This is a genomic window from Acinetobacter sp. WCHAc060033, assembly GCF_004209125.1.
Classification (GTDB): domain Bacteria; phylum Pseudomonadota; class Gammaproteobacteria; order Pseudomonadales; family Moraxellaceae; genus Acinetobacter; species Acinetobacter wuhouensis.
Window position 1 is genome coordinate 1 of sequence record NZ_SGSW01000044.1, and the last position, 12,540, is coordinate 12,540.

Here is a 12,540-nt window from a genome sequence, read left to right on the forward strand (position 1 = left end):
GGCAATTGAGTTTGGTGCTGCAAGTACCATCAAGGCTGATTTAAAAGCATCGGCTTTATCTTTTTCACCTTTTTCGATTTGATCAAGGAATTGCTTTAAGTTTTCTAATATTTCCAGTGGATCGGTCTTTTGATTCTTAGCAACTTCACTCAAAGCTTTTGAGTTGTTGAGTGAGTTTTCAAATTGTTGTTTGGCTTCTTTAGCATCAAGGTGTGTTCCACTGGCTTGGTCTTGTTTGTAGGTGCTGAGAAGTAAGCCTTGCCCTGCACGTACTGCTCCCCATTGATCTGTTCTGAGTTCAAAGCCTTCACCACGTCCATCACTGGTGTCTTTTTCTTTGGGATGACTCAGATTTCCGAGATTGAGTTGGCTTGCTCCGTGGCTGTTTTGCAGTTGCGAACTGATTTGTCCAGTCGTATCGTCAAAGCGCAGTTGTCCGAAGCCTTCGCCTTGGACTTCTTTGGAACGGATTCCTGCCAGTTTTTTTGTGTCTGGGAGTTGTCCTTTGTTGTCGAACTTAGTCGGACTGCGTTGGGCTTCGTGGATTCGTCCAACTACAAATGGTCGGTCAATGTTGCCATCAAAGAAGTCGATAACAACACTTTCACCGATACGGGGTAGGAATCTTGCTCCGTAGCCCTCGCCTGCCCATGGCGTGAGTACATCGACCCATGCTGAGTCGGTATCGTTGTCGTTTGTTCCTGCTCCACCATCGTGTCCGTGGTCTTCTGTGCGGGTGAAGAGGAATCTGACTTTGATGCGTCCCCATTCATCCACATAGATTTCTTCTCCACTTGGTCCAACCACTTTGGCGCGTTGTGGATGGGTTGTTGGTCGATGTTGCAGTGGGTTGTATTCGGGTACGGTGTTGATGTTGCGTCGTTGTATGGTGAGGCTGTTAGCTTGGCGTTCTTCTGTTGTGTTGTCTGTGTTATTTGTATTTTGAGTTTTGCTTTGGGTGTGTTTCGTCCAATTGCTTTGTTCAAGCAGTTTGGTGATCTGTTCGGTCAGGTCTTTGGGTAAGTTGTTTTGGTTGTAGTAGTTTTTTTCAGTGATCAGGAATTCTTGATCTGAGCCATCGTGTTGGTCGATCTCTGGGTGTTCAGTGAATTTGAACCAGTAGCCGACTTGTGCATCTCGTACGGTTGAGTTAGCGATGAATTGTTTGGATTGGCTGTTGTAGTAGTCACTGAGGTTTTGATTCAGTTTTTCAATTTGGCTGTTGTTGGATGCGGTGGCTTGGTCTTCACCATTGAGGTCTTGCATCCATGCAGGACTGATATGCCATGCTTGTTCTAAGCCAAGACTAGTATTGTCTTGGTTGTTGCTGTGTTGGTGTTTGCTTTGAACACTGCCCGCGCCTTCTTCTTGTTCTAAAGCATCGGCGCCAGCGTTGTACGTGTACGGCTGTGGGTTGTAGGCTGCGTTGTCCGATAAAACTGGTGATGCTGTCTTGTTTTTCTGTGGCACTGCTACGGTGGTAACGGATGTTTCTGCGGTCTAGGGCTTTATATTGGCTATTGTCATCAATGAGGCGAAGTTTTTGTGCTTGAATTTGTGTTGCTGAGTTAGAGACTTGCAGTTGTGCTTCGTCAATCAGCCAATTGATGCCTTCGCTGCGCATTAAACGGGTGAGAAAGTCGTAATCGCTTTCGTTACTTTGCATAATGAATGGGCGAATGTCGTAGTCTTTTTGCAATCCACTTTTATCTAAAGTTAAGCTTGTTGCGAATAGTGGGCTTTTGTCTTGCCATTCTTTAAAGATGGTTTCGATGGCTTCAACTGCCGATTTGTTCATAAACACACGGCTGTTTCGACGTTTATGCCATAGTGAGGTGGCATCTTGGAGTCTGAGTTTGTAAATCGTCAGTGAACCGTCACTTTGCCCTTGAGCTGCTTCGGTAATGATGCCTGTAGTACGAAATAGCTGTCCTGCATCGGTCACTTGATCGATGGCAACTTGTGTGCCGATGAATTGTTTAAGTGGAATGGTTGCAGAAGTCGATAGACAAATGAGTTCAGCAGACACGCCTTGGTTAATGGCATGTTGTCCATCAATGCGTTGTAAGTAGACTTGATGATTTAAGTCTGTATTTGTAAATTGGATATGGATGGCACGTTTTTGGGCGGTGAGTCCAAGCTGATCCAAGACTTTATTGATGCTGTTGACTAAGCTGTTCATTTTAATAATTGCTTTGGTTCAAATTTTTTAATTAGCCTCTACTATAAACGATTACTTAATTATATTCATCTAATCCAGTAAATTTCCAATAAAAAACCAACAACAACTTAGAATTTAAAATCAAATAGTTACAACTAGTTTTTAAATAAAGTCTGTCTAAAAAATTTAGTCCAAACAATCAATAAAAACTTAATATAATTCAATATTTCAAATAGATATCAAGGAATTAATCCTTATAATTCGGTGAATTTTTACGCTTATAAAATTCAGCCACAATCACAATTAAAATTAAACCACCAATCAGCGAAAAATGTTCTTGTACGAGAGCTAAATCTAAAGCACCTTGCTCAGCGGGCATTTCCCAAAAACGATGAGCAATTGGAATAGTCGCTAATGTAAATACGCTAAGTGCTCCCGCGCCTAACCAAACCCAACGACCACCAAGAATCACAAGTAATGAACCTAATAATTGCACTAGAATTGTCATACTGACAAATAGTGTTGCAGGCTGTAAATTAAAATGAGCCATTTCAGCGATTGCCGCATCAAAATGGAGAATTTTAGTCAATCCACTGATCCAAAATACTGAAGTCAGTAAAATTGCGATTGGATAATAGACCCAATGTTGCGTGGTCATCTGATTGATTATTTTTTGAATAAACATCATAAGCTCCTCTTGATCTTTGTTGCGATAACTCAGTCATTATTTTCATTGGCATAGAATAAGAAAGGCATACTGATGTATGCCTTTCGATAGATTTATTTCGCTGCAACAGGTGCGATCACTTCGTGTTTTGACGCTGTACGCTCTGGTGCTTTATGTACCATGGTGTATGCATAATCTACGCCCATACCGTATGCGCCTGAATGTTCACGGACAATATCCATCACTTGTTCATAAGTATCGCGTTTCGCCCAATCACGTTGCCATTCAAGTAAAACTTGCTGCCAAGTTACAGGAATTACGCCAGCTTGAATCATACGTTGCATCGCATAATCATGGGCTTCCTTAGTTGTGCCACCTGAAGCATCAGCAACCATGTAGATTTCATAATCTGTGTCATGTAAGGCACTTAAAGCAAAAGTTAAGTTACACACTTCAGTCCAAAGACCTGAAACGATAATTTTTTTACGGTTATTTTTAGCGAGAGAATCACGTACTTTTTGGTCATCCCAAGAGTTCATTGAAGTACGTTCTAAAAGTGGTAAGTCTGGGAAAACATCTAACAATTCAGGATAAGTATGTCCTGAGAAGCTATCTGTTTCTACCGTCGTAATTGTGGTTGGAATATTAAAAACTTTTGCTGCTTTGGCTAATCCCACTGTGTTATTTTTCAATGTTTGGCGATCAATTGATTGAACACCAAATGCCATTTGTGGTTGATGATCAATGAAAATGATCTGTGAGTTCTCAGGTGTTAATACTTCTAAAATTGACTTGTTCATGTTTTACATCCTTAGGTAAGTTCGTTCTGTTTACTAAGATATAAAAATAATTAATCACGAACAGCGCCATTTTTAGAACGATGCTTCTCCAATTTTGCGACATTATTTAGAATTTCTACAAAACCAGATTCAATTCTCTAGAATATTCATAGACATATCAACATGTGGAATACCGCAATCTAGGTATTCATCGCCTGATAATTGAAAACCTAAATTTTCATAGAATTTTGTCGCATAAACTTGTGCAGATAATTTTAATTGCGAACGCTTTTGATCTTTCGCAATCTGAATAATCTGTTGCATCAGTAATTGCCCAATCCCTTTACCACGATAAGGTTTAAGCACAGCAACGCGACCAATACTGTTGTTTTCTAATAATCGTGCTGTGGCAATCGGTTGATTTTGGTCATAGACGATGAAATGTAGTGACACTGCATCTTGCGTATCCCATTCATCATGTTCAGCAATATTTTGTTCTTGAATAAAAACTTCAGTACGGATCAATTTTGCATGATGTTCTAATTCAGTCCAAGATCCCGATTGAATTTGATATTGATTCATTTGTCGCCCTATCATTAAAAATTCACTTTTATGTCGTTGATAATAACTTATACTAGATGGGATGATAAAATCCCCATTTTCACTATTACAAAATGAAGAAAAAAATTATGCACATCAATCAGAAATTTCAAACTTTAATCTTTAGTGTGTTTTTACTTTCAGCTCAAAATATCTATGCTAAATCTTCAGAGATTGATCGAGTAAATACGATTGCTCAAAGTATGATTGGCACTTTTTCAAATGAATCGAATCAAGCACAGTTTAGTGTAAAAATGACTGCTGCAATGGAGGGTGTGCCCGAGAATGAAATTCAAAAAAGATTCGATGAAAGTGGTGAAAAGCCACTATCTACTTCAGAAAAAATGTTTGAGATGCTGAAACAACAATATAATGTAAAAGATTTAAAAGTCATCGCTCCAGCATTTCAGAAACAAATGGAAGTTCAAGGAACTGTTTATAACAGCTGTCAATTAAGTGGAAAACCAATAAAAAAACAACAAACCTATGAAGTTCCAGTCACTTGTAATGTCCCAGTTATTAATTTTTCAACGATTCAAGTACCTAAAAAATCTGCAAAAGAAAGTGATGCACAATATATGGCAAAAGTGATCAGTCTATCATCAGATCACATATCCAAGGCTCCAAGAGAAGCTTTGAAAACCAGTATCTTAATCCATCGACAAGCAGATCAGCTCATTCCTGAAATGGATGATCCTAATTACTTTCCTGACACGGTAACCAATAAAATGACTGGTACAACGGAAGAAGAATTAAACCAAGAGAATGCGAAATAAATTGTCGGATTTTTAGAACCGAACGATGCTCACTTGAGCATCGTTTTTATTGGCTCAATTCTTTCAATATCAACATTTACACCCAATATCTTGTTGATCCCATTGATTATTCAACAACAATTCTAAAGATTGCTTTTGAATACCATACATTTCTTTCAAGGCTTGAATTTGCGCTAAAACCGCTTGGTCAGGCTCAGTAAAATCTTTACGTTTGGTTGCCAAAATCATTTTATTTTTACTGGTATGTTCCAAAGCTACAAATTCAAAAACTTTGGTTTCATAACCATAAGCTTTGAGCAATAAAGCGCGAATGGTATCGGTCAACATTTCCGCCTGTTGCCCTGCATGAATACCAAACTGCAACATCGGTGCAAGCACTTTAGGGCTTTGTAATTGTGGACGTAATTCTTTATGGCAACACGGCGCGCACATGATCATTTGCGCATTTAAGCGAATACCTGTATGAATCGCAAAATCCGTTGCCACATCACATGCATGTAGCGCGATCATTACGTCTAAATGTTCAGGATGATACGTTCTCACATCGCCTTGGAAAAAGTCCAATTGAGAAAAATCTGAGGATTGTGCAACATCTTGGCAAAACTTAACCATCTTATCGTTCAGCTCAACACCAGTCACAAATGGTGTTTGACCCTGTTTGGCTAAATAATCGTATAAGGCGAATGTGAGATAACCTTTACCAGAACCAAAATCAACCACTTTAAGTGCATGATCATGCTGTTGAATTTGATCTAACGCACCTGAAAATATTTCAACAAACTTGTTAATCTGTTTCCACTTACGCGCCATGCTTGGAATGATCTGCGCTTTGGCATCGGTAATGCCGAGTGGTTGTAGAAAGTAACTATTCTGATCGACATAACGATGTTTACTACGATCATGCCCTTGTTGTGCAGTTTTCTGCGTACTTGCCTGTTTATTTTTACTGACGGTTAATAAGGCTTTCTTCTTATTTTTCTTTAATTGTGTTTCGGCTTCATGGGTAAATAAATTGGCTTGCTTACAATGTTCTGCAAGGCTTTGAATCGTGGTTAATGCATCTGCAATTGGATAATTTTTAGTGACATCATTGGTCTTATAGCGATACAAGCAACTCAACACCGATTCGTTTTGTAGTTGAATGACGCGAAAGGTCATTTTTTCTAAATCAGCCAACTCACCTTTATATTGACTCAGAATCAAACGGTCTAAGTTTTGATGATCAAGCGCTTGCTGTACACTTTCAAAAAATTGTTGTTCCTGAATGGACAAGCTCGCAACATCAGACATAATCAAAACTCACATTAATTCAGCTGACCATTTTAAAACGTCTTATCATAAAGGTAAAACTGGATTACTATAGAAAGCAATTTATATACAAGTGTACTTTTAGGATCGCAATTGAGGGAAATTATCCTATGTCGACCAATAAAATGCTCCACACCTATGCTCCACAAGAAGAAAGAATCAATGCGCTGAGTCATGCTTTTGGCGCTATATTAGCCGCGATTGCAACGATTTTTATGCTGATCAAAGGAAGCTATTTAAATAGTGGACAATATTTTGGACTGATTATTTATGGTCTGAGTATGATTTTATTATTTTCTAGTTCAGCAATTTATCATTTTGCAGTCGATGAAAAAAAACGCCAGTGGTATAAAAAATTAGATCACACTGCGATTTATTATTTGATTGCAGGAACGTATACCCCTTTTTTAGCCATCGCCATTCCAACTGCGAAAGCACATTATTTATTGATTGCACTTTGGGTGATTGCGTTGATTGGAACATTATTCAAATTAATTTTCATTCATCGTTTTGAAAAAGTTTCACTCATCGCTTATTTAGTCATGGGATGGCTTGCTGTCCTTGTGATGGATGACATGAAACACTTTCTAAAACCCGAAGCTTTAAAATTATTAATCATTGGTGGTCTAGCTTATACGATTGGTGCATTGTTTTATGCCTTAAAAAGAGTAAGATATACCCATGCTATTTGGCATATTTTTGTTTTGATTGGTGCAGGATCACACTTCCTTGCGATCTATCTTTACGTTATTTAATTCTTTGCTATTCAAAATTCAGCGACCCTGAATGAGTGGAATCGAGTTTACTTCGTTGTTTTTTTAAGAAATTACGCCTTTTTTAAAAAGATTACGCTTGAGAACTATTGTTTACTTTTTTCAAAGTGTAAGGTCTATCATGGCGTCATCAACTACTGCTACTCCCGAAATTCAAACAAATTCCAAAGCTCGCGTTCTTTTCGCAAGTCTGGTTGGCACAACAATCGAGTTTTTCGATTTTTATATCTACGCAACTGCTGCCGTCCTTATTTTCCCACATCTGTTCTTCCCTGCAAGTACAGATCCAACGACTGCTGTCATTCAATCTCTCGCAACTTTCGCAATTGCATTCATTGCACGCCCAATTGGTGCGGCATTGTTTGGTCACTTAGGCGATCGAATTGGTCGTAAAGCCACGCTTGTAGCTGCTTTATTGACCATGGGTATTTCAACCGTCTGTATCGGCTTGCTTCCGACTTATCATCAAATCGGTCTCGCTGCGCCACTGTTACTTGCACTTTGTCGTTTAGGTCAAGGTCTTGGTTTGGGTGGTGAATGGTCTGGTGCTGTTCTTCTTGCAACTGAAAATGCACCTGAAGGTAAACGAGCTTGGTATGGCATGTTCCCTCAACTCGGTGCACCCATCGGCTTCATTCTCGCTACAGGTTCATTCTTGACCCTTGGTGCATTTATGTCTGAAGCAGATTTCATGCAATGGGGCTGGCGTATTCCATTTATTGCCAGTGCAGCATTGGTGATTGTCGGTTTATGGATTCGTTTGAAATTACATGAAACACCAGCATTCCAAAAAGTTTTAGACAAGCAAAAAGAAGTGAACATTCCTTTTAAAGAAGTGATTACCAAGCACTCTGGCATGTTATTCCTTGGCACAATTGCTGCCGTGTGTACCTTTGTGGTGTTCTATTTAACAACTGTATTTGCACTGAACTGGGGTACAACAAAACTCGGTTATAGCCGTACAGAATTCTTAGAATTACAATTGGTTGCGACACTATGTTTCGCTGCATTTATTCCACTTTCAGCAGTATTTGCAGAGAAGTTTGGTCGTAAAGCTACTTCGATTGGTGTTTGTGTAGCCTGTGCATTATTCGGTTTAGTATTCTCATCAATGCTTGAATCTGGTAGCACTCTAGTTGTGTTCTTATTCCTTTGTGTAGGTTTAGGGCTAATGGGAATGACTTATGGTCCAATCGGAACGGTATTGTCTGAAATTTTCCCAACCTCTGTACGTTATACTGGTTCAGCTTTGACCTTTAACTTAGCAGGGATTTTAGGCGCATCGTTTGCACCTTTGATCGCAACAAAACTTGCAACAACTTATGGTTTACATGCAGTAGGTTATTATCTAACTGCGGCATCTATTCTTTCACTTTTAGCTTTCTTGGCGATTCGTGAAACAAAACATGATGATGTAAATAACCAAGTTTGATTCTGTTTTTACTGAAAATAGAATGACGAAAGCCTGCAAATGTGCAGTAATGCCAGTCAGTTAAGGATTTTTTTAAATCCTCCCTAACCCTCCTTCTCCAAAGGAGGGAGCTTTTCAATACTAAAAACTATTTTAGTTCCAAGGAGTTCCCCTCTTTGTCAAAGAGGGGTTAGGGGAGATTTTAGGAATCTATCCAATAATTTTTCTTAACTGATTAGCATTAGCTAGTTGCAGGCTTTTTTGTATTTATAAATATTGTTAAAACTCAGGCTCACTCACAATTTCAATCAACTCATTTGAAAATGGTTGCATAAAAGACAAATAACTCGCATGTAAAGCCATACGATTTAAATCGGTTTTAAACGGCTCAGGATGATATAACTTATCTCGCATAATCGGATGACCAATATATTGCATATGAACACGTAACTGATGCGAACGCCCTGTGATTGGAGTTAATAACACACGACTCACATCTTTTTCACTATCATAACCAATGCATTCAAATAAAGTCTGAGCAGGCTTACCCAATTCAAAATGTACAATTTGACGTGGACGATTTTCCCAATCGGTAATGAGCGGAACTTCAACACTGCCATTGCTGTTGATTTTCCCTTGCACCAAAGCAATATAATTTTTTTTAATGATTCTCGCCTGAAACATCTTACTGGCAGCCACTTCTGCATCACGATGTTTAGCGAATAAGAGAATTCCCGACGTAGCCATATCCAAACGATGCGTGATTTTCGCATTAGGAAATAGGTCTAATACTCGAAAATAAGCACTGTCATGATGTTCAGCTAAACGCCCTGGTACTGAAAGCAATCCTGCAGGCTTGTTGATCGCAACAAAATCTGCATCTTCAAAAATAATATCAAGTGGATCTAAAGGCGGCTGATAAATAAAGCCATCATCAATGGGCATGTGAAAGGAATACTAGGAAAGAATTGCCGAAAAATAACAACTGAGCTAGTGACTGTCAAGCGAGTAAGAATCAGAGATTTTAAATCGTGAAGTCCTCTCTCCCTTTGCAGGAGAGAGTTAGATAGCCAATATTTTGAATCAATATCAAGCTTGAATATTCAAAACTAATTGACGTTTTTTCACCTGCTGTCCGACTTGTCCAATGATCTCTTCTACCACACCATCCACATCAGACTTAATCTGTTGTTGAATTTTCATTGCTTCCAAAATGAGTAGTGTCTGACCTTTGGTGACCGTATCGCCAGCATTGACGAGAATATTGATAATTGCACCATCCATCGGCGCACGAATCTTACCATCCCCTGCAACATCTGAAGTTTCAGGTGGCGCATAAGTTGCATTCTCAATCGCAATATTGCCATTCACCGCATCTAAAAACAGATTATTTCTATCTAAAACATAATCAATTGAACGGCGCACACCATTTACATCGTAAACCAGTTTCTGTGCTGTTTGCTCAAGAATTTGTATTGCAGAAGTCTGCCCACAAATATCCACTTCAACTTGATTTTGATCACGTTTCACAGAAACCTGTAATTGCTGTTCATCGTGTTTCAATTTTAAAGGTAGTGATAATGCAATCCCTGTATTCCAACTGCTTTGGCTTGAAGCATTGGTAAATAGAGCTGCTGCAATCGCTAAATGTTCCAAGCCCAAAGTCTGTTTATGTAGGCTGACGTCATCTTGGAAATGCTCTTGGATAAATGCCGTGTTGGTATCACCTTTGACAATAATTGGATGTCTTAATAAATTGACCAAAAATTGCTTATTGCTGTTCACGCCTAACAACACACAATCATCCACTGCACGTGCCAATAAACGAATCGCATCCTGACGCGTCTTGCCATAAGCAATGACCTTTGCCACCATCGGATCATAGAATGGACTAATTTCATCCTCTGTTAATAAACCATGATCAATCCGTACATTTGGTAATTCTGCGGGTAACCAACGTTGAACCTGCCCTGTTTGTGGCAAGAAATCTAAACGTGGGTCTTCGGCATATAAACGCACTTCAATCGCATGACCTGTTAACGTCAATTCAGACTGTTGTAATGGCAAAGTTTCACCATTAGCGATTCGCAGTTGCCATTCAACCAAGTCTAAACCTGTAATTAACTCTGTCACAGGATGCTCTACTTGCAAACGTGTATTCATTTCTAAGAAATAAAATTCACCTGATGTATCTAATAAAAACTCGACTGTGCCTGCACCGACATAGTCACAAGAACGTGCAGCGGCAACTGCTGCCTCACCCATTTGTTGACGTAAAGTCTCTGTCATCACAGGACATGGGGCTTCTTCAACGACTTTTTGATGACGACGTTGAATCGAACAATCACGTTCAAATAGATAGACATAATTACCATGCGTATCGCCAAAAATTTGAATTTCCACATGACGCGGTGCAATTACGGCTTTTTCTAAAATCAACTCGCCTGAACCAAAGGCATTTTCAGCTTCAGAACGTGCCGTTTTCAATGATTCGACAATATCGGCAGCGCTGTGCACCAAACGCATGCCTCGTCCACCACCACCCGCCGATGCTTTGACCATAAGCGGATAACCAATTTGATTGGCTTGTTGTTCTAAATGGGCAATATCTTGTTGGTCGCCCTCATAGCCAGGCACACAGGGTACACCTGCTTGAATCATGGCAATTTTAGATAGGCGTTTACTACCCATCAATTCGATTGCAGGCGCAGGTGGTCCAATAAAGGTGATGCCATTTTCAGCACAGGCTGCCGCAAAATCAGTATTTTCTGAAAGAAAACCATAGCCAGGATGTACTGCATCAGCCCCTGTTTTTTTACAGGCTTCGATAATATTTTGAATCGACAGATAGGATTCTGAAACTTTGGATGCGCCGATATAGACGGCTTCATCTGCAACTTTTACATGGCGTGCATTGCGATCTGCATCGGAATATACAGCAACTGTTGCATAACCCATTGCTTTTGCTGTTTTCATGACGCGAACAGCAATTTCACCACGATTCGCCACCAATACTTTTGAAAATTTCATATTTTCACCATGACATGAATTCCCTCCTAAAACAGCTTTTCATCAAATCGAATAGCAATTTTCATCCATTGATTCAAGTCTGATTCGACAAGTCCCCCTTTGTAAAAGGGGGATTTAGGGGGATTTCATTACTCCGTTAAGGCTATCTTTTAAATTATTTTATTGAATATCAAAACTAATCAATCACCATCAAACCAATTTGGATTGCGTTTTTGAATAAATGCCATCGTGCCTTCCATGCCTTCATCACCACCCACCGCATTGGCAAACTGTTGTGCAGCATCATCCAATAAACTATTCAACGGTTCATTTAAAGTTCGATGTAACAATGCTTTGGTGACACGAGAGGCTTGAGGTGCAGTACGTTTAATTTGCTGAATCGTTTCAGACAATAAAGCCTCTAAACCCTGTTGACTCTCGACCACTTCATGCACGACACCAACTTTTAATGCCGTTTGTCCGTCAAATCGAGTACCTAATAAAGCCAAACGACGTGCTTGGGTTAAGCCAATTCGTTTCACTACAAAGGGTGCAATTTGTGCAGGGATTACCCCTAGACCTGTTTCAGGTAAACCAAATTTTGCATCTGCTAAACTGATGGCAATATCAGATACACATGCCAAACCAAAACCGCCACCGAGAACAGCACCTTCGAGAATTGCCACCACAGTTTGTGGTGCTTGATCAACTTGCTGAATCATGTGTCCAAATTGACGATTAAAATCGACATAAGGCTGATTTGAACCCGCAGTCGCAGCTTCGCCACGCAGTTGTGCCATATCTTTAATGTCACCGCCTGCGCAGAAATGCCCACCTTGACCACGCAGGATCACCGCACGAATCGACAAATCATTTTCAATCGCTTTAAACACCTGTTGAATGGCTTTAACCATATTCAAACTCATGGCATTACGACTTTCAGGGCGATTCAACCATAGGGTTAAAATACTGCCATCTTGTTCCAATTGAATACTGTCATCAAATTGTTGGGCGCTCAGAGAAGCTGAAAGTGTCATATTCATTCTCCCAATTTAT

The 12,540-nt window shown here is 39.7% G+C and carries 10 protein-coding genes and 1 pseudogene; 3 read left to right on the forward strand and 8 right to left on the reverse strand.

The window, feature by feature from the left end:
• The 4 genes and pseudogenes from EXE10_RS16490 to EXE10_RS16505 all read right to left on the reverse strand — a co-directional run.
• A pseudogene (locus EXE10_RS16490) lies at nt 1-2,182 on the reverse strand (type VI secretion system Vgr family protein); the annotation flags it as partial.
• Nucleotides 2,183-2,408: 226 nt separating this feature from the next.
• On the reverse strand, nt 2,409-2,846 hold the full coding sequence (locus EXE10_RS16495; RefSeq protein WP_213073858.1) for a DoxX family protein: 438 nt from the start codon (nt 2,844-2,846) through the stop codon (nt 2,409-2,411).
• 95 nt (nt 2,847-2,941) lie between these two features.
• Nucleotides 2,942-3,628, reverse strand: a complete 687-nt coding sequence (locus tag EXE10_RS16500) for a hydrolase (RefSeq protein ID WP_130114105.1) — start codon at nt 3,626-3,628, stop codon at nt 2,942-2,944.
• Between the two features lie 129 nt (nt 3,629-3,757).
• Nucleotides 3,758-4,189, reverse strand: a complete 432-nt coding sequence (locus EXE10_RS16505) for a GNAT family N-acetyltransferase (protein WP_130114106.1) — start codon at nt 4,187-4,189, stop codon at nt 3,758-3,760.
• A gap of 92 nt (nt 4,190-4,281) precedes the next feature.
• Here EXE10_RS16505 and EXE10_RS16510 point away from each other — a divergent pair, with 92 nt between their 5' ends.
• On the forward strand, nt 4,282-4,983 hold the full coding sequence (locus tag EXE10_RS16510; RefSeq protein ID WP_228256853.1) for a hypothetical protein: 702 nt from the start codon (nt 4,282-4,284) through the stop codon (nt 4,981-4,983).
• Between the two features lie 69 nt (nt 4,984-5,052).
• Here the strand turns inward: EXE10_RS16510 and EXE10_RS16515 are convergent, their stop codons facing one another.
• Nucleotides 5,053-6,273, reverse strand: coding sequence for a class I SAM-dependent methyltransferase (locus EXE10_RS16515; protein ID WP_130114107.1), 1,221 nt, complete (start codon nt 6,271-6,273; stop codon nt 5,053-5,055).
• Between the two features lie 128 nt (nt 6,274-6,401).
• On the opposite strand from EXE10_RS16515, the gene trhA reads away from it, so the two are divergent.
• Nucleotides 6,402-7,046 carry a PAQR family membrane homeostasis protein TrhA gene (trhA, locus tag EXE10_RS16520; RefSeq protein WP_130114108.1) on the forward strand — a complete coding sequence of 215 codons (645 nt, stop codon included), beginning with the start codon at nt 6,402-6,404 and terminating at the stop codon, nt 7,044-7,046.
• Between the two features lie 139 nt (nt 7,047-7,185).
• Entirely contained in the window at nt 7,186-8,496 is a 1,311-nt protein-coding gene (locus EXE10_RS16525) for an MFS transporter (protein ID WP_130114109.1), read from the forward strand.
• Between the two features lie 258 nt (nt 8,497-8,754).
• Here the strand turns inward: EXE10_RS16525 and EXE10_RS16530 are convergent, their stop codons facing one another.
• The 3 genes from EXE10_RS16530 to EXE10_RS16540 form a co-directional block, all read right to left on the reverse strand.
• On the reverse strand, nt 8,755-9,420 hold the full coding sequence (locus EXE10_RS16530) for an RluA family pseudouridine synthase (RefSeq protein WP_130114110.1): 666 nt from the start codon (nt 9,418-9,420) through the stop codon (nt 8,755-8,757).
• A 144-nt stretch (nt 9,421-9,564) separates the two neighbouring features.
• On the reverse strand, nt 9,565-11,505 hold the full coding sequence (locus EXE10_RS16535) for an acetyl/propionyl/methylcrotonyl-CoA carboxylase subunit alpha (protein ID WP_130114111.1): 1,941 nt from the start codon (nt 11,503-11,505) through the stop codon (nt 9,565-9,567).
• A gap of 179 nt (nt 11,506-11,684) precedes the next feature.
• Complete coding sequence (locus tag EXE10_RS16540; RefSeq protein WP_130114112.1) at nt 11,685-12,521, reverse strand: enoyl-CoA hydratase/isomerase family protein; 837 nt, start codon at nt 12,519-12,521, stop codon at nt 11,685-11,687.
• Nucleotides 12,522-12,540 lie beyond the last annotated feature (19 nt).

What these genes read in the sequence shown, in the direction of transcription:
- EXE10_RS16495 (WP_213073858.1), bottom strand. Translation starts at nt 2,846, where the DNA reads ATGTTTATTCAAAAAATAATCAATCAGATGACCACGCAACATTGGGTC.
- EXE10_RS16500 (WP_130114105.1), bottom strand. Translation starts at nt 3,628, where the DNA reads ATGAACAAGTCAATTTTAGAAGTATTAACACCTGAGAACTCACAGATC.
- EXE10_RS16505 (WP_130114106.1), bottom strand. Translation starts at nt 4,189, where the DNA reads ATGAATCAATATCAAATTCAATCGGGATCTTGGACTGAATTAGAACAT.
- EXE10_RS16510 (WP_228256853.1), top strand. Translation starts at nt 4,282, where the DNA reads ATGAAGAAAAAAATTATGCACATCAATCAGAAATTTCAAACTTTAATC.
- EXE10_RS16515 (WP_130114107.1), bottom strand. Translation starts at nt 6,273, where the DNA reads ATGTCTGATGTTGCGAGCTTGTCCATTCAGGAACAACAATTTTTTGAA.
- trhA (WP_130114108.1), top strand. Translation starts at nt 6,402, where the DNA reads ATGTCGACCAATAAAATGCTCCACACCTATGCTCCACAAGAAGAAAGA.
- EXE10_RS16525 (WP_130114109.1), top strand. Translation starts at nt 7,186, where the DNA reads ATGGCGTCATCAACTACTGCTACTCCCGAAATTCAAACAAATTCCAAA.
- EXE10_RS16530 (WP_130114110.1), bottom strand. Translation starts at nt 9,420, where the DNA reads ATGCCCATTGATGATGGCTTTATTTATCAGCCGCCTTTAGATCCACTT.
- EXE10_RS16535 (WP_130114111.1), bottom strand. Translation starts at nt 11,505, where the DNA reads ATGAAATTTTCAAAAGTATTGGTGGCGAATCGTGGTGAAATTGCTGTT.
- EXE10_RS16540 (WP_130114112.1), bottom strand. Translation starts at nt 12,521, where the DNA reads ATGACACTTTCAGCTTCTCTGAGCGCCCAACAATTTGATGACAGTATT.